The organism is Hyunsoonleella pacifica, assembly GCF_004310335.1.
GTDB classification, from domain to species: Bacteria; Bacteroidota; Bacteroidia; order Flavobacteriales; family Flavobacteriaceae; genus Jejuia; species Jejuia pacifica.
On record NZ_SIRS01000001.1, the window covers coordinates 203,086 to 221,380 of the forward strand.

The window sequence follows — 18,295 nt, forward strand, 5'->3', positions numbered from 1 at the left end:
ATTTATGACTAATAGAGTTAAGAGAGTTTTTGTCTTATTTGTTATAGCTAGTTTAATTATAGCTTGTAGTACTGATACAGCTACGGATCCAAATGACCCTAAGTTTGACGTACCAGAAGAAGGCATTAGTTTTAACTTAAACACCACATTTCAAGTTATAGATCATTTTGGAGCTTCAGGTGGTTTTCAAGACCAATGGGTAGGGAAATGGCCTGAGGCTACAAAAAATGAAGTTGCAAAATTATTTTTTAGTACTGAAACCGATGCGCAAGGTAACCCTCAGGGTATAGGTTTGTCTCTATGGAGAACAATTATTGGTGATGGTGCTGCTGATCAATCAAATAGTGGTTTTTCTGCTTCTAACTGGTTTCGAGAAACAGAATGTTATTTATCGCCAGATGGCACTTATGACTGGACAAAGCAAGCAGGAGAACAGTGGTTTATGTCTAAAGCGAAGGAGTATGGTGTAGATAAATTTACAGCATGGGCTACAGCACCTCCTTATTTTATGTCAAAAAACGGATATGTGTTTAGTACTCCTGATGTTACTACTTTTAATTGTGACCCTGATAAATATGATGATTATGCTAATTTTCTAGCAGATGTGGTTAAAAATTACGAAAATAAAGGGTTTAATGTTGTAACGGTATGTCCTTTTAATGAAACACAATATGAATGGAATGCTGAGGTAGGAAGTGCGCAACAATCTGGAACTAGGGCAACAAATGCTGAAGTGGCAACGGTAACAAGAATTATAGATGGTGTCTTTACTCAAAAAGGGGTAAATGCTAAAATAATGATTCCTGAGGCTGCACAGTTGAAGTATTTGTTTGAGGGTTCTGGTAATACTGTAAACCAAGTTAATACATTTTTTAACTCATCAAGTCCTAATTATATTGGTGATTTACCAAATCTTTCAAGTCATATAGCTGGACACAGTTATTTTAGTAATGGCACTACTAGCGAGTCATTGAGGCAGCGTAAAACTCTAAATACAGCTCTATCGAGCCATGGGTTAGATTATTGGCAAACAGAATATAGTTTATTAGGAACAGCATATCAACAAGGAAAGGATGTGTCTACGTTTGCCGAAATAGACTATGCACTATGGATGAGTCGCATTATTCATACAGATTTAGTATTTGGAAATGCAACAGGTTGGAGTTTTTGGACGGCTTTAAATAGATCTACATTTGGAGATCATCCTTATCGTTTCAATTTAGTTTTGTATCAACCAAATGCTAACAACCCCTCACATACAGACGGCACGTTTAAAGATAATAAGCTCTTATGGACTCTTGGTAATTTTAGTCGATTTGTTAGGCCTGGTATGGTTCGGTTTGAAGTTGTAGATCCTGATTATAGTGATGCTACTTCAGTTGAAAACTTTATGATTTCAGGATATAGAGATGTATCAAACAAAGAGGTAATATTAGTTTTTATAAATAATACTGATGCTAGTAGAGATATTCCGTTAGAAAATTATGGAGTTGATTTTGAAGTTGTGAATGATACTTTTGAAGCATATACTACATCAACAGGAAGTAACCTTAGAAAGTCCATTATGCAACATGATGGTATTTCAATACCTAGTAAATCCATTGTTACATTAAAAGCTACACTCAAATAAAACTTTTGATTATAAAAAGAAAGTGTTAAGTGTAAGCTTAATACTTTGTTTTTTAAATAATAGAAAAATAAAAAAATAGAAATATGATTAAGATAAGAAAAACACTAGTATTCATTTTAATGGGATTGGTTATGGCATGTAGCACTAGTAATCCAACAGATCCTAATGATCCTAAATTTGATGATATAGATGATGATCCAATAGGAGGAGGTCCTGCTAATGCAGATATAACTTTGACTGCTGATGCAACTGATGCCGTAGATATTTATCCTGATATTTTTGGAATTAATAACGATTGGAGGCAAATACCAGATAATACCTTTTCAAATTTTGCTTCAACACTAGGTAATATTGGGACAACTGTAGTGAGATATCCAGGTGGTTGGGAATCAGAATTTTATGCTTGGGAAAGTAATACTACTCCAGGTTGGGATAATACTCCAACACAGCCTGGGGCTTCGGTTGAAACTTTGAAGAGTAATATTTCAAATTACAGTGTAGTTCTTCCTACTACTGAAGCTATGAATAGAGCTGTTGGCTCCTCACAGTTTAATACAGCTATAGCAAATTTAAAAGCTAAAGTTAAGCTGGCTATAGATATGTCTAATATAGATGATGGCCTTGTTGAAATCGGAAACGAATGGTGGTTACAATGGGCAGGAGGAGTAAGTAGGGAACAGAAATTAGATAAGTATGTTAATATAGCGATGGAGTTGGCAGAATATATTGATAATGAATATCCAAATCGTAAGTTTAAGTTACTTATTAATGGGGATTATACCCAGCCGCAGGAGTTTACAGCAATGAAAAATAAGTTTACAAAAGGCTATGATGCTATAGATGGTGTTGGTTTGCATACATACACAGGTTATGATACAGATACTCATAATATTGCAGATTTAGAAGAGCGTATAAAAGATTGTGCTGATAATTTTAATTCAAATAAGAACTTTAAATATCTCTCAGAATGGATGCCTTCTCGTGACTATAATAATAGAGCGTTATATATGGAAGCTGCTAACATTATTCCAGATATTATTCATATATATGCTAGGGCAGAGTCTGAAGCTGCTGCATTTTGGCCACCAATCAATTCCTCAATTCCTGGTTTAGGTTTAACCAATTGGAATTACTCAAAAGTTTTTCCTACAGGTCAAATTTTAGGAGAGATGGCTAATTCTTATAAGGGAAAAGCTTTAAAAACTACTTCTGATAAGTTTCATCTAGCCGCTGCTCAGCAAGATGATAGTACTATAGTTTTATTTATTACTGGAGGAAACGAGAGTGGTAAAAAAGTGGCTGTAAAGCTAAAAGGATTTACTGTAACTTCCATACAAAGTGTTGAGCGTTATGTGCCTGCTGATTACAATGATACAGCAAAAGCAGAACCTTACCTAACTGAGACCGCATCTGCTGAAATAAGTTCAGATAATGAAGTAGTAGTAGACGTTAATAAACAAGGGTTGTATCAGATATATAAAATTGTAGTAAAGGGTAATTAATGATGAAGTATTATAATCCATGTATACAATTCTAGTATCTATTTTTTGTGCTAATAATATATCTAATTTCGTTTAAAAAATTAGATAAATTAATTGATTTGATTAAAGTCGAATTGAAAAAACCGTAAAGATGGTTAAAAGTAATTTAAAAAATATAATGCATGTATTAGTTTTCTATATATATGCTTTTACTTATAACCTTGGCGCACAATCCATAAAGGTTAATGTGAATAAGGAAAGTGTGTTTCAAACTATAGAAGGTTTTGGAGCTTCAGATGCATGGAGGTGTCAGTTTGTTGGAAAATATTGGCCTTCTGCAAAAAAAGAAAGAATAGCAGAATTATTATTTAGTAATGATTTTGATACTTTGGGAAACCCCAAGGGTATTGGCTTATCTATATGGCGCTTTTATATAGGAGCTGGTACATCAGAACAGGGAATACATTCCGATATAAAAAATGAATGGAGGCGAGCAGAGTCATTTATTGATGCAAATGGAAATTATGATTGGAGTAAACAAGAAGGACAACAATGGTTTCTGCAAAAAGCAAAATCTTATGGAGTAAAAAAGTTTTTAGCATTTTCAATATCTGCACCAGTATGTTGGACTAAAAACGGAAAAGGTTACAATAGTGATTTGGTTAGTGGTAAGTTAAATCTACAAGATGATAAATATGATGATTATGCCAGTTTTATGGTAGAAATACTAAAATATTTTTACTCTACAGGTGTTTCATTTAATTATTTGAGCCCCATTAATGAGCCACAGTGGGAATGGGAGAAAAAAACGCAAGAAGGTACGCCAGCTACCAACAATGATATCGTAAAATTAACTCAACTTATTGATAAACAATTGGTTAAAAGTGATTTGAGTACAGAAATTGTTTTAGGAGAGGCCGCAGATTTACGCTGGTTATATGCTTTATATAATAAGCCGAAAAGAGGTAATCAAATTGAAAGTTTTTTTGGTGTAAATGGAACATTACAGCATTTGAAACATGTTAAAAATGCAATATCTGGGCATAGTTATTTTACAACATGGCCAGTAGATAGTTTGATTCAAATTAGACAAAAGCTAAACAAAGAATTAAAAAATAATAACGTTGATTATTGGCAAAGTGAGTTCTGTATTCTTGAAAATACAGATGATATAGGTGGTGGTAATAAAAGAGATTTAGGTATTGATACAGCGCTTTATGTAGCAAGAGTAATACATGCTGATTTGACTTTAGCTAACGCTTCTTCATGGCAATGGTGGACAGCACTAACGAATGCCGATTATAAGGACGGTTTAGTTTATCTTGATTCTGGTAATGCATCTGATTTATTCAATTTGGATAGCATAAAGTACGATGGTAATTACCATGATTCTAAGCTTCTGTGGGCATTTGGTAACTACTCTAGATTTGTTAAACCAGGTATGGTTAGAGTAGGTGTCCAATTAGAAGAAGGTAAGGAGTCAATCAAAAAACAATATCAAAATGTTATGTGCTCTGCTTATGTAGACAAAACATCATCAAAACTAGTAATTGTGGCAATAAACTATAGTGATGAGAATAAAACTATTGATATTTCAAATTGTCAAATTAAAGATGTTTATGTAACATCAAGTACTAAGAATTTGGAATCAAAAAAGGTAATAAATAACAAAATAATATTAGAAGCAAGATCTATAAATACGTTTACAGGTAGTGTTATTTAAGTATAAAAATATATATGAATTTTTTAAGAATTAAGTTAGTTAAGTTAGAGTTAGTTTTATTTTATGGTCTTTGCTTTACAGTTGCTCTTTTGAGTGGCTGTAAGAGTGAAGGCTCTGTAAAAGAAGTGAAAACAAAAAAACCAAATATAGTCTTCATTTTAGCAGACGATTTAGGGGCACATGACTTAAGTTATGCAGGTAGTAATTATTACGAAACACCTAATATTGATGCTATAGCTAACGAGGGAATACAGTTTACTCAGGGTTATGCCGCATGCCAAGTTTGCAGTCCTTCTAGAGCTAGTTTAATGACAGGACAATATACTACACGTCATGGAGTAACAGATTGGATAGGAGCAGCTACTGGTAAAAAATGGGGAGATTATTACAATACTAAAGTGATGCCACCTGAATACAAACATGCTTTAGATAGCTCTAGTGTTACTATTGCAAAGGCTTTAAAGCAAAATGGTTACAAAACATTTTTTGCTGGAAAATGGCATTTAGGAGATGAACCCTATACCCCGGAGGCTAATGGATTTGACATAAATATAGGTGGTTGGGAAGTAGGCGGCCCAAAGGGAGGGTATTATGCGCCTTGGAGAAATCCTAGATTAGATTATAAATACGAAGGAGAAAATTTAACAAAGCGATTGGCTTTAGAAACGGCAGATTTTATATCAGCGAATAAAAATGAACAATTTTTTGCTTTCTTATCATTTTATGCCGTGCATGGTCCTATTGAAACTACGCAAGAAAAATGGGGAAAATATAGAGATAAAGCAGAGGCTCAGGGTATCCCTGAATCTGGTTTTGATATGGAAGCAAGGTTGCCTATTAGAAATGTGCAAGACAATCCTATTTATGCAGGCTTAGTAGAATCTATGGATGATGCTGTTGGTATTGTTTTAGATAAGTTAAAGGAACTTGGCTTAGATGATAATACTATAGTAATGTTTACTTCAGATAATGGAGGTGTAGCCAGTGGCGATGCATTTTCTACAACAAATTTTCCGCTTAGAGGTGGTAAAGGCTATCAGTGGGAAGGCGGTATTAGAGAGCCATATCTTATAAAAGCGCCTATGCTAAAAAATGTACCTAATACAATAGATTATCCCGTGTCTGGAATTGATTTTTACCCAACACTTTTAGATTTAGTCGGTGCAGAAAAAGATGCTAATCATATTGTTGATGGTGTAAGTCTGGTGCCGCTATTAAAAGGAGAATCGCTTAATACAAGACCATTGTTTTGGCATTACCCGCATTATGGTAATCAAGGTGGAGACCCGGTAAGTATCATTAGGAAAAATGAATATAAGTTAATTCACTATTGGGAGGACGGACACGATGAGTTATACAATCTGTCAAATGATTCTGGAGAGAAGAATGATATTTCAAAAGAAAACAATGCTATTGCTAAAAGTTTAAGAACCGAATTAGATAACTATTTAGTAAGTATGAATGCCAAAACTCCTGAAGTTTATACCGAATATGATGTTGCAAAGGCGGAAGCAAAGCAGAAAAATAGAAGTACTAAAATGTTGCAACGTTTAGAAAAACAACGAAAAGACTTCTTGAGTAAAGATTTTAACCCTGATAATAATTGGTACGACAGTAGTTTGAATACAAAAGATTAACCATCCTATTAACAGAAAATTATAAACTACTTGCTAACTAAACAAACTAAACTATAATGAGTAATACAAAATTTAATTTTACCTACCTTCTTTTCTTAGCACTTGTTTCTGCTATGGGAGGTTTTCTTTTTGGCTACGATTGGGTAGTTATAGGAGGTGCAAAACCGTTTTATGAACTCTTTTTTAATATAAGTTCAGAACCTACACTACAAGGTTGGGCTATGAGTAGTGCCTTAATAGGGTGTATTTTTGGAGCTGTTATTTCAGGGTTTGTTGCCGATAAATTTGGTAGAAAACAACCACTTATACTTGCAGCGGCATTATTTACAGTTTCAGCTTTCGGAACAGGGTATGCTAATGAATTTACACCATTTATTATATATAGACTTATTGGTGGTTTGGGTATTGGTTTAGCTTCAACTTTGTCTCCCATGTATATTGCCGAAATTGCACCTGCTAAATACAGAGGGCAATTTGTGGCTATCAACCAGTTAACACTAGTAATAGGGATTTTAGCAGCCCAAATAGCTAATTTTTTTATTGCGGAAGCGATACCAGAAGATTTTACCCCTGAAAATATTTTAAGTTCTTGGAATGGACAAACAGGTTGGCGTTGGATGTTTTGGGCAGAATTAATTCCTGCAATTCTATTTTTTGTTTTGATGTTTGTTGTACCTAAAAGCCCAAGGTTTTTAGTTAAAATAAATCAACCAGATGCTGCCAAAAATATACTTTCTAAAATCGGTGGAGAAGCTTATGCTGAAAGCGAGTTAAGTGCTATAAAATTAACTTTAAAAGAGAGTAGTACTTCAAAAATTAATTTTTCAGATTTTAAAAATCCAAAGATTAAACCCATATTGATTATAGGTGTTGTGTTAGCCATATTTCAACAATGGTGTGGTATTAACATCATTTTTAATTATGCCGAAGAAATTTTTACAGCAGCAGGGTATAGTGTAGGCGATATGCTATTCAATATTGTAATTACAGGAAGTGTAAATTTAATATTTACCCTTGTTGCAATGCGTACTGTAGATAGTTGGGGGCGTAGAAAATTAATGCTTTTTGGTTCAATTGGTTTGGGAGTAGTGTATCTCATTTTAGGAGGTGCTTATTATTTTCAATTTACTGGTTGGCCAGTTTTGGTGCTAGTAATTACAGCTATAGCAATTTATTCTATGTCTTTAGCACCAATTACTTGGGTGGTTTTATCAGAAATATTTCCAAATAAAATACGAGGTGTGGCTATGTCTATTGCAACATTTTCACTATGGGTAGCTTCATTTATACTGACTTTTACTTTTCCAATTTTAAATGATGCTTTGGGAGCTTCAGGAACATTTTGGGTGTACAGTTTTATATGTGTCGCAGGATTTTTATTTATAAAAAATAAGCTACCAGAAACTAAAGGAAAGAGTTTGGAAGAAATTGAATTAGAATTAACTAAAGAAAGAGAATAGATGGTATTGCAATGGAATAAACATAGTATTCTAAGTCTTATTTTATTGATGACTTTGAATTTTGCTTGTGCTCAAGAAAATGCTACTACAAAAGAAGAAATTGTTGAACATTATCTAGATTCACTTAAAAAGGAGCTCAAGGTAAAATGGCCAAAAAACAGAACTATAAATTTAGTGTTTCACGGACATTCAGTGCCTACAGGATATACTACTAGAGGCGTATTGGATAGACTAAATTCTTATCCGTACAGAACTTTAAAAAAGGTAAATGATTTTTATCCGTATTCCGTAGTAAATACCATCACTACGTCTATTGGTGGCGAACAAGCAGAACAAGGTGCAAAACGCTTCAAGGAAGACGTATTAAACCATAAACCCGATGTGCTTTTCATCGATTACGGATTAAATGATAGGAGTATAGGTTTAGAGCGCGCAAAAGTAGCTTGGGAGCAAATGATACAGGAAGCCCTAGAATATGGAACCAAAGTGATTTTGCTCACACCAACACCAGATTTAAAAGAGGATATTACTTCTAACGAAACACCTTTAGCACAACATAGTTCACAAATTAGAGCATTGGCAAAGAAATACAAGATTGGTTTAGTGGATAGCTATGCGCTGTTTAAAGCATTGGCAGAAATTCAACCATTAAAGGGGTATATGTCTCAAAACAATCATATCAACCAAAAAGGTCATCAGTTTGTAGCTGATGCCATTTTTGAATATTTCAAAATACAGTAAAAATAGAAGTCTAAGCGTTTAATGAAGTCTTTAAAAACCATAAAAATCATCAGTGTTTGCCTGTTACTACTCGCACTAAATTCTTGTGCAGATGTAGAGCAACCACAAATTGATTTGTCTGGTAATTGGAGCTTTAAAATAGATGCTTTAGATGTTGGGGAAAAAGAAAATTGGTTTTCTACTAAACTAGAGGAAGCCGTTAAGCTACCCGGGTCTATGGCAGAAAACGATAAAGGAAATGATGTTACTGTAAACACACATTGGACGGGCAACATGTGGAACGATAGCCTATGGTATAAAGACCCAAAAATGGCAAAATATCGACAAGAAGGAAATGTGAAAGTGCCGTTTTGGTTACAGCCTGTAAAAGATTATAAAGGTGCTGCTTGGTATCAAAAAACAGTGATTATTCCTGATGATTGGAAAGATAGAACCATTAATTTACACCTAGAGCGGGTGCATTGGGAATCTACAGTTTGGGTAGATGATAAAAAAGTGGGCATGCAAAATACGCTTGCGACTTCACATGATTATGATTTAAGTGCGTTTTTATCTGCTGGAAAGCATACCATTTCTATTCGAGTGGATAATAGAATAAAAGATATTAATGTTGGAGTGGATGCGCACAGTGTGTCAGACAACACTCAAAGTAACTGGAATGGTATTGTAGGAGATATTAAACTTTTGGCTACTCCCAAATTAGCGTTAGGTATTGTGAAATTATATCCCAATGTTTCAAACAACACCGTAAAAGTTATTGCGCAGATAAATAATGCTTCAGATGCAAAAACTGCACAGCTAATACTTCAGGCAAAAGAAAAATCTCTTGGAGGTGCCACTATTGAAGCACTTAAGAAAGAGATTCAAATTAATGCCAACCAAGAAGTTGTTTTGGAATATAATATGAGGGACAATCCAAAACTCTGGGATGAGTTTGACCCAAATTTATATGAAATGCAACTCACATTAAAATCGGATGCAGGAGTAGATGTTAAAAATATCACTTTCGGGATACGTGATTTTAAAGCAGATGGAACCATATTCACTATCAATGAACATCCTATCTATTTGAGAGGAACTTTAGAATGTGCCATTTTCCCTAAAACAGGATATCCACCAACCGATGTTGAATCTTGGAAACGAATCTTAAGAATTATCAAAGCACATGGTTTAAATCATATACGTTTTCATTCTTGGTGTCCGCCAGAAGCGGCCTTTCAGGCAGCTGATGAAATGGGGGTATACATTCAAGCCGAAGCTTCTGCATGGTTAGCTAATTTAGGAGATGGTACACCTGTAGATAAATGGTTGTACAAAGAAGGGGAAGCTATCATAGATGCCTACGGAAATCATCCTTCATTTGTTTTAATGGCTTATGGAAATGAACCAAGTGGTAAACACCACAAGGCGTATTTAACAAAGTATGTGAATCATTTCAAAGCTCTAGATAATAGACGCTTATACACGAGTGGGGCTGGCTACCCTTATTTGGAGAATATGGATTATTACAATCATAGAGGTCCTAGAATACAAGGGTGGAATGAAAATTTAAAGAGTGTAATTAACGCCAAAGCGCCACAAACCGAATTCGATTGGAGCAAGTTTATAGATAAAACGCCAATGCCGTATGTAAGCCATGAAATGGGACAGTGGTGCGTGTATCCAAATTTCAAAGAAATGTCTAAGTATACGGGAGTTCTTAAGCCTAAAAACTTTGAGATTTTTAGGGAATCTTTAAAGGAAAACGGCATGGAAAAATTAGCAGATAGTTTTCTTTTAGCATCAGGGAAATTACAAACATTATGCTATAAAGCGGACATTGAAGCAGCGTTGCGAACTAAAGGAATGGCAGGGTATCAGCTATTAGATTTGCATGATTTTCCTGGACAAGGAACAGCCTTAGTAGGTGTTTTAGATGCCTTTTGGGATGAAAAAGGTTATGTAACTCCAGATGAATTTAAGGCCTTTAGTGGAAAAACAGTTCCATTGGCACGATTAAAACAACGCACTTTCAAAAATACAGATACACTTTCCGCAGCTATAGAAATTGCGCATTTCGATAAAACGGGTTTAAAGGAGATTATTCCTAAATGGAGATTAACAACACCAGATGGTAGTGTTTTTTCCGAAAGAAATTTAAGTAAAACAGATATACCAGTTGGTAATGGAATTAAATTAGGAACTATCAGTCAACCTTTAAATTCAGTAAAAGAAGCCCAAAAGTTAACCTTGAACGTCATAGTTGGCGATTATACAAATAGTTGGGATATATGGGTGTATCCAGTAGAAAAAGCACCTGTAAAAAGTGAAAGTGGGTTTAAAATTGTCAATAAGCTAGACACTAAAACTTTAGCATACTTAAATAAGGGAGGAAATGTATTATTAAATGTCTCTAAGGGAGATATTGCTCCAAAATATGGAGGCAATATAGGAATAGGGTTTTCAAGTGTTTTCTGGAATACCTCTTGGACTAAAGAGCAAAAGCCACACACATTAGGAATTCTTTGTAATCCAAAGCACCCTGCTCTATCACACTTTCCAACAGAATATCATTCCAATTGGCAATGGTGGGACGCTATGAGTCATTCCAATGTCATCATTTTTGATGAAATGCCAGAATTGAACCCGATAGTTAGAGTAATTGATGATTGGTTTAAAAACAGAAAAACGGCACTCATTTTTGAAGCTAAAGTGGGTAAAGGTAAGTTGTTGTTTTCTGGGATAGACCTGCATACAAATATAGAAGATAGACTTGAGGCGCAACAATTGCTATATAGCTTAAAACACTATATGGTAAGTAAAGCGTTTAACCCAGAGCACGAAATAAAGGTCAGTCAATTAAAAAAGCTATTAATACATCAGTAATAAATAAACTAAGCAAAAATATATGATTATGAAGACAGTAAACGCTTGGCACGAGAGAGTAACTATTCCTACTTATGAAGTAGGGACACCAGAGAAATATCCGGTTTTTTTAGAAAAACGTGTATATCAAGCGAGTAGTGGGGCTGTATATCCGCATCCTGTGATAGAAAAAATCAGTGATGAGAAGGTAGATAAAGAATGGGATGCTATTTTTATTGAAAACGACTATATTAAATTAATGATTTTGCCTGCTTTAGGTGGAAGAATCCAAAGAGCTTATGATAAAATTCGTAAACGAGACTTTGTTTACTATAACCATGTTATTAAACCAGCGTTAGTAGGTTTAACAGGACCTTGGATTTCTGGAGGCATAGAGTTTAACTGGCCACAGCACCATAGGCCAAGCACTTACGACCCAACAGATTTTTATATTGAAGATAATGAAGATGGAAGTAAAACGGTTTGGGTAAGTGAATTAGAGCGTATGTTTCGCACTAAAGGAATGGCAGGTTTTACATTGCATCCAGATAAGGCATACATAGAGATTAAAGCACATTTGTATAACAGAACACCACATCCGCAAACCTTTTTGTGGTGGGCTAACCCTGCAGTTGCAGTAAACGACCATTACCAGTCGGTGTTTCCACCAGATGTAAATGCAGTATTTGACCACGGAAAACGTGATGTTTCGGAATTTCCAATTGCAAAGGGAGAATATTACAAAGTAGATTATTCCCCAGGTACCGATATTTCTAGATATAAAAATATTCCTGTGCCAACAAGTTATATGGCAATTACCTCTAAATACGATTTTGTAGGAGGTTATGAAAATGATTCTAAAGGAGGCTTATTACACGTGGCAGACCACAATGTATCTCCGGGAAAAAAGCAATGGACATGGGGTAATGGCGAATTTGGAAAAGCATGGGATAGAAACTTAACAGATGAAGACGGACCTTATATTGAACTAATGTGTGGTGTGTATACAGATAATCAACCAGATTTCTCATGGATGCACCCTTATGAAGAAAAAAGCTTTAAGCAATATTTTATGCCTTACTACAATGTAGGTGTTGTAAAAAATGCAACTAAAGAAGCTTTGGTAAACCTAGAAATGGTTGACGGAAAAGCATCTGTAAAGGTATATGTTACTTCAATATATGATAACTGTGTTATCACTTTAAGAGCTAACGGTAAGGTATTACACGAAGAGGTGTTAAACCTTTCTCCAGAAGATGGTTATGAAAAATTAGTAGATATAGCTGGAAATACATTTGATGATTTACAAATTTCAGTAAGTGATAGCTCAGGGAATATATTAGTAGCATGGGAGCCAGATAAAGATTTGTCTGATGAAATCCCTGAACCAGCTAAAGCGGCTAAAGACCCAAAAGATATTGAGACTATTGAAGGTTTGTATTTAAGAGGACTTCATTTAGAACAATATAGACATGCCACTTTTGTAGCAACCGATTATTATGAAGAAGCCTTGAGGCGCTCGCCAAAAGACGTACGTAATAATAACGCTATGGGGCTTTGGTATATGCGTAAAGGGCAGTTAAAAAAATCTATAGGGTATTTTAATACAGCTATTGAGACACTTACAAGTCATAACCCAAATCCTTATGATGGCGAACCCTACTTTAATAAAGGTTTAGCTTTAAGTTATTTAGGAGAAAAAGAAGAAGCCTATACAAGTTTCTTTAAGGCGTGTTGGAATGCACAGTGGCAAGACGCGGGTTATTTTAATTTAGCACAAATTGATTGTTCAAGAGGAGATTTAACAAAGGCTTTAGATTTAGTAGATAGAGCCCTAATTAAAAACTGTCATAATCATAAGGCAAGACATCTAAAAGTTATTCTGTTAAGAAAGACAGGTAAAATAGAAGAAGCGAAACAACTAATTGAAGAATCGTTAGCCATTGATAAATTCAATTTTGGTGTACTTTTCGAAAAGTATATCTTATCTAATGCACAAGAAGATTTACAAGCATTTAAGGATATACTTCGAAATTATGCACATAACTATATAGAGTTTTCTTTAGATTATGCTTCGGCAGGTCAGTATGATGAAGCTATTGCTTTGCTAAAAGTACATACAGATGAAAACGATAAAGTGTACCCTATGGTATACTATTTTATGGGATGGTATTACAGCCAAAAAAGCGAAAGTAGTAACGCATTGGAGGCGTACAAAAATGCATCCCAAATGCCAGATACCTATTGTTTTCCAAATAAAATAGAAGAAGTTTTAGCGCTACAGTCAGCCTGTAAAACTAATCCGTCAGATGCTAAAGCATTTTACTATTTAGGTAACTTTTGGTATGCTAACAGACAGTATAAAGAGGCACAAGAATGTTGGGAAGCTTCAGTTAAATTAGATAATAATTTTGCCATTACCCACCGTAATTTAGCTTTGTTATACTTTAATAAAACCAATCAGAAAGATTTAGCAGTAACGCATTTAGAAAAAGCGTTTGAATTGGATAATGCAGATGCTAGATTACTGATGGAGCTAGACCAATTGTATAAAAAAATAAATATCTCATTAGATAAGCGTTTAGCATTGCTGGAAGAGTATATAGAGTTAACTAACTCTAGAGATGATTTATACCTAGAACGTATAGCACTTTATAATTTACAAGGCGATTTTGAAAAAGCAAAAACACTTATAGATAAACGTCAATTCCACCCTTGGGAAGGAGGAGAAGGAAAGGTGCCATTTCAATATCTAACTAGTAATATAGAACTAGCGAAGAAGCATATTTACGTTAAGAATTTTGATGAAGCTATTGCGCTTTTAGAACAATCAAAAACCTATCCGCACAATTTAGGAGAAGGTAAATTACACGGTACAGTTGAAAATGATATTAATTATTGGTTAGGCTGTGCGTATGAAGGTTTAGGAAACGAGGAAAAAGCCAAAGCTTATTTTGAATTAGCATCTGAAGGTTTGAGCGACCCTAGTCCGGCTATTTTTTATAATGACCAACAACCTGATAAAATATTTTATCAAGGGTTAGCATTGCAGAAATTAGGGCGCAATGAAGAAGCGAATAAAAGATTCGACAACTTGTTAAACTACGGATTAGAGCATATAGATGACAATGTGAAATTAGATTATTTTGCTATATCGCTACCAGATTTGTTAATATGGGAAGAAGACCTTAGTGTTATCAATAAAATACACTGTAATTATATGATAGGTCTTGGAAAATTAGGTAAGGGTAATGATACTTGTGCTACGGAAGCATTTGGTAAAGTTATCAATACTAACTTATCACATATTCCTGCTCATATTCATCAGGCCTTAGTTGGAGTTAAATCTTGATTTTTAAAGATTAATGAAAGTAGTAACATTTTTTAAAAGTATAGTATTTGGTGTTTTGTGCTGCATGGCTTTTAATGCCTGCGCACAAAAACAATCTCCCAATATTGTTATCATATATGTTGATGATTTAGGATACGGAGATATTGGTGTTAACGGTGCTATTGGTGTGGAGACACCTAATATTGATACGCTTGCTAAAAATGGACTAAATTTTACTGATGCGCATTGTTCTGCTTCAACATGTACACCTTCAAGATATTCTTTACTCACAGGGAGTTATGCATTTAGAAATAACGCCGCTATTTTAGAAGGCGATGCGCCGCTTATTATAGACCCAAACATGGGGACTCTGCCCAAAATGCTTCAAAAAGCAGGCTATAATACTGGTGTGGTAGGTAAATGGCATTTAGGGTTAGGAAAGGGTAAAATTAATTGGAATGAAAAAATACCCTTAGGGCCAGAAGAAGTTGGCTTTAATTATAGTTTTTTAATTCCAGCCACAGGCGATAGAGTACCCTGTGTGTTTTTAGAAAACCAAGAAGTGGTAAATCTAGACCCAAATGACCCAATAACGGTAAGTTATGGTACAAGAATTGAAGGCTATCCGTGGGGTTTTCAGCATCCCGAATTATTGAAACAGCATACAGACCCTTACCATCAAGGAGCGGTAATAAATGGTATTAGTCGTATTGGGTATATGAAAGGCGGAAAAGATGCGCTTTGGGTAGATGAGGAAATTCCTTTTGTATTAAGCAATAAAGCAACAGCATATATAGAAGATAATAAAGATAATCCGTTCTTTCTTTATTTTTCGTTACACGATATTCATCAGCCTAGAATAGCTAATATCAAATTTGTGGAAAGTAGTACTATGGGACCACGAGGCGATGTTATAGCTCAAATGGATTGGTGTGTTGGTCAAATTTCTGAAGCTTTGAAAAAGCAAGGTTTGTTAGACAATACCTTAATCATTTTTACGAGTGATAATGGACCCATTTTAGATGACGGGTATTTAGATTATGCTAGAGAGTTGGTTGGCGACCATAAACCAGGGGGCGTGTATAGAGGTAGTAAATATTCTGCATACGAAGCAGGAACACGAATGCCTACTATTGTACATTGGCCTAAAGAAGTGAAACCGGGTACAAGTTCAGCATTATTATCTCAAGTTGATTTATACGCCTCTTTGGCTTCATTAGTTAATCAAAAGATTGAAAAGGCAGATGGAGTTGATAGTAAAAACTTCATGGTTTCTTGGTTAGGGAAATCAAATAAAGGACGAGAATTTCTATTAGAAGAGTCTTATACTTATGGATTAAGAATGGGGAATTGGAAATACATAAAACCAAAAGATAAAGCAGTGCCAAAGTGGATTGTTCAAAAATTTGTTGACCCAGGATTTAGACCAGAACCACAGCTATTCAATTTGGATGAAGACCCTTCAGAAGAGAAAAATATAGCAGATGATTATCCAGAGGTTGTTGCTAAAATGGAAGCGAAATTAAAGGCAATTCTAGGTGGTAAGTAACTTATGAAAACACTTCTTTATATATCGTGTTTACTGACTATACTATCCTGTAAAACTCAAGATAAGCCCAATATTCTATGGATAACAATCGAAGATACCTCTCCACAATTTATTGGCTGTTACGGGAATGAAAATGCCAGTACGCCCGTAATTGATAAATTAGCAGAGGAAGGCGTGCGTTTTACCAATGCATTTTCCACAGGTACAGTATGTTCTGCCAGTAGGTCTACCATAATTACAGGTGCTAGAACTTATAAAATGGGAACAGGACATCAAAGAAGTCAGTATCCAATTCCAGATGAAATCAAAGGCTTTCCTTATTATCTGAAACAATTGGGATATTACACCACCAACAATTATAAGACAGACTATAATATTGCCAACGAAAAAGACTTTATAAAAGAGTCATGGGACGAGAGTTCCGGTAAAGCAACATGGAACGGCAGAAAAGAAGGACAGCCTTTCTTTTCAGTATTTAATTTTCCAGAATCTCATCAATCAAGAACCATGTCGTGGACTTTTGAGCAGTATGAAAAACATGTTTGGAATCATCTACCTACAGAAGACAGGATTGCAGATGATGCTTTTGATATGCCTTCATTTTATAATGATACGCCCGAAATGCGAAAGCAGTTTGCAAGAGTATATAACTCTATTAAACTAACCGATAATAGAATAGGCGAATTGCTGCAAAAACTGGAAGAAGACGGTTTAAAAGACAATACTATTATTTTCTTTTATGCAGACCATGGCGAAGGTATTCCACGTGCAAAAACCAACGGTATTAATTTGGGGTATCGCGTACCATTTGTAGTATGGTTTCCAGAAAAATACGAACATTTATCGCCTTGGAAAATTGGAGAACCTACTGAAACGCTTATTAGTTTTGAAGATTTAGCACCAACTATGATTGATTTGTTGGGAGGCGAAGTACCTGAATATATGAATGGTATTACTATGTTTAGTAAGGATTCAAAGGAAAAAAATAAGCACTTGTTACTTTCCACTGATAGAGTAGATAATGGTTTAGATTTGGTAAGAAGTATTACTAATGGAAGGTATGTGTATTCTAGAAATTATATGCCTTTTATACCAGAAGTTAGGTATATCCATTATTTAGAAATTGCAGACATTACAAAGCACATGCGTAAGGATTTAAAGCATAATAAGCTTAATGAATTACAATCAAGCATTTTCAATGAGCGCCCTTATGAGGTGTTATATGATATTGAAAATGATATTTGGGAGACAAATAATCTTGCTAAAAATTCAGATTACAAGTCGGTTTTAGATGAAATGCGGCAGCAACTAGATAGTACGGTTTTAAAATCTCGAGATATATTATTTATGCCTGAATATAGCATGGCTGAAATCTCTAAAAAGCAAACACCTTACGAATTTCGTTTGGATGAAGCTAACTATAATTTTGAAGAAATTTATAAAATAGCATCATTATCAGGCAAAAAAGGGGAAGTATATACGAAAACACAGATAGAAGCACTAAATAATAAAGATAAGATAGTTAGATATTGGGCTAGTGTTGGTTTAATGTCTCAAGATAAAGTCTTATTAAAGCCTTATATAACTCAATTAGAAGGTGCTCTAAATGATACTTATGCTCCAGTTGCTATAACAGCTTCAGCTATTTTATACAAGAATTTTGAAAATGAAAAAGCTTCTCAAATTTTGAATAGCTACAGTGAAAATAAAAATTGGTCTTTAGCACTAATGGCAATCAACTACATGCTCTATTTTCAGGATAAAACACCGTTTGAAGTAACAATTTCAGAGTTGTTAAAAGCCCCTAAAATTAACTCACATGTAAAAAGCGCATGTTTGGATTTTATACAAAGTCAAAGACTTGCAGAAAAACATAAATTTTAAAGAACTAAACTGATT

At 34.6% G+C, this 18,295-nt stretch carries 10 protein-coding genes; all 10 read left to right on the forward strand.

What is annotated here, in order from left to right:
* The first annotated feature begins 4 nt into the window (after positions 1-4).
* The 10 genes from EYD46_RS00925 (at position 5) to EYD46_RS00970 (ending at position 18,280) form a co-directional block, all read left to right on the forward strand.
* Complete coding sequence (locus EYD46_RS00925) at positions 5-1,630, forward strand: glycoside hydrolase (RefSeq protein WP_130935179.1); 1,626 nt, start codon at positions 5-7, stop codon at positions 1,628-1,630.
* Between the two features lie 83 nt (positions 1,631-1,713).
* Positions 1,714-3,132: a hypothetical protein gene (locus EYD46_RS00930; RefSeq protein ID WP_130935180.1), complete on the forward strand. Its 1,419-nt coding sequence runs from the start codon at positions 1,714-1,716 to the stop codon at positions 3,130-3,132.
* Between the two features lie 157 nt (positions 3,133-3,289).
* Positions 3,290-4,834, forward strand: coding sequence for a glycoside hydrolase (locus EYD46_RS00935; RefSeq protein ID WP_165454308.1), 1,545 nt, complete (start codon positions 3,290-3,292; stop codon positions 4,832-4,834).
* A 14-nt stretch (positions 4,835-4,848) separates the two neighbouring features.
* The gene (locus EYD46_RS00940; protein WP_130935182.1) at positions 4,849-6,471 is read left to right on the forward strand and encodes a sulfatase; all 1,623 of its coding nucleotides are present in this window, start codon (positions 4,849-4,851) and stop codon (positions 6,469-6,471) included.
* A gap of 56 nt (positions 6,472-6,527) precedes the next feature.
* On the forward strand, positions 6,528-7,931 hold the full coding sequence (locus EYD46_RS00945) for a sugar porter family MFS transporter (protein WP_130935183.1): 1,404 nt from the start codon (positions 6,528-6,530) through the stop codon (positions 7,929-7,931).
* Between the two features lie 48 nt (positions 7,932-7,979).
* A complete protein-coding gene (locus EYD46_RS00950; RefSeq protein WP_130935184.1) occupies positions 7,980-8,672 on the forward strand; it encodes an SGNH/GDSL hydrolase family protein in 693 nt (230 codons plus the stop codon).
* A 21-nt stretch (positions 8,673-8,693) separates the two neighbouring features.
* A complete protein-coding gene (locus EYD46_RS00955) occupies positions 8,694-11,537 on the forward strand; it encodes a glycoside hydrolase family 2 protein (protein WP_130935185.1) in 2,844 nt (947 codons plus the stop codon).
* Between the two features lie 28 nt (positions 11,538-11,565).
* A complete protein-coding gene (locus tag EYD46_RS00960) occupies positions 11,566-14,868 on the forward strand; it encodes a DUF5107 domain-containing protein (RefSeq protein WP_130935186.1) in 3,303 nt (1,100 codons plus the stop codon).
* A gap of 13 nt (positions 14,869-14,881) precedes the next feature.
* Positions 14,882-16,396 carry a sulfatase family protein gene (locus tag EYD46_RS00965; RefSeq protein WP_130935187.1) on the forward strand — a complete coding sequence of 505 codons (1,515 nt, stop codon included), beginning with the start codon at positions 14,882-14,884 and terminating at the stop codon, positions 16,394-16,396.
* Between the two features lie 3 nt (positions 16,397-16,399).
* The gene (locus tag EYD46_RS00970) at positions 16,400-18,280 is read left to right on the forward strand and encodes a sulfatase family protein (RefSeq protein WP_130935188.1); all 1,881 of its coding nucleotides are present in this window, start codon (positions 16,400-16,402) and stop codon (positions 18,278-18,280) included.
* The last annotated feature ends 15 nt before the right edge of the window (positions 18,281-18,295 follow it).

Excerpts from the sequence above, each read along its gene's own strand:
- EYD46_RS00925 (WP_130935179.1), top strand. The coding sequence starts at position 5 with ATGACTAATAGAGTTAAGAGAGTTTTTGTCTTATTTGTTATAGCTAGT.
- EYD46_RS00930 (WP_130935180.1), top strand. The coding sequence starts at position 1,714 with ATGATTAAGATAAGAAAAACACTAGTATTCATTTTAATGGGATTGGTT.
- EYD46_RS00960 (WP_130935186.1), top strand. The coding sequence starts at position 11,566 with ATGAAGACAGTAAACGCTTGGCACGAGAGAGTAACTATTCCTACTTAT.
- EYD46_RS00955 (WP_130935185.1), top strand. The coding sequence starts at position 8,694 with ATGAAGTCTTTAAAAACCATAAAAATCATCAGTGTTTGCCTGTTACTA.
- EYD46_RS00945 (WP_130935183.1), top strand. The coding sequence starts at position 6,528 with ATGAGTAATACAAAATTTAATTTTACCTACCTTCTTTTCTTAGCACTT.
- EYD46_RS00950 (WP_130935184.1), top strand. The coding sequence starts at position 7,980 with ATGACTTTGAATTTTGCTTGTGCTCAAGAAAATGCTACTACAAAAGAA.
- EYD46_RS00970 (WP_130935188.1), top strand. The coding sequence starts at position 16,400 with ATGAAAACACTTCTTTATATATCGTGTTTACTGACTATACTATCCTGT.
- EYD46_RS00965 (WP_130935187.1), top strand. The coding sequence starts at position 14,882 with ATGAAAGTAGTAACATTTTTTAAAAGTATAGTATTTGGTGTTTTGTGC.
- EYD46_RS00935 (WP_165454308.1), top strand. The coding sequence starts at position 3,290 with ATGCATGTATTAGTTTTCTATATATATGCTTTTACTTATAACCTTGGC.
- EYD46_RS00940 (WP_130935182.1), top strand. The coding sequence starts at position 4,849 with ATGAATTTTTTAAGAATTAAGTTAGTTAAGTTAGAGTTAGTTTTATTT.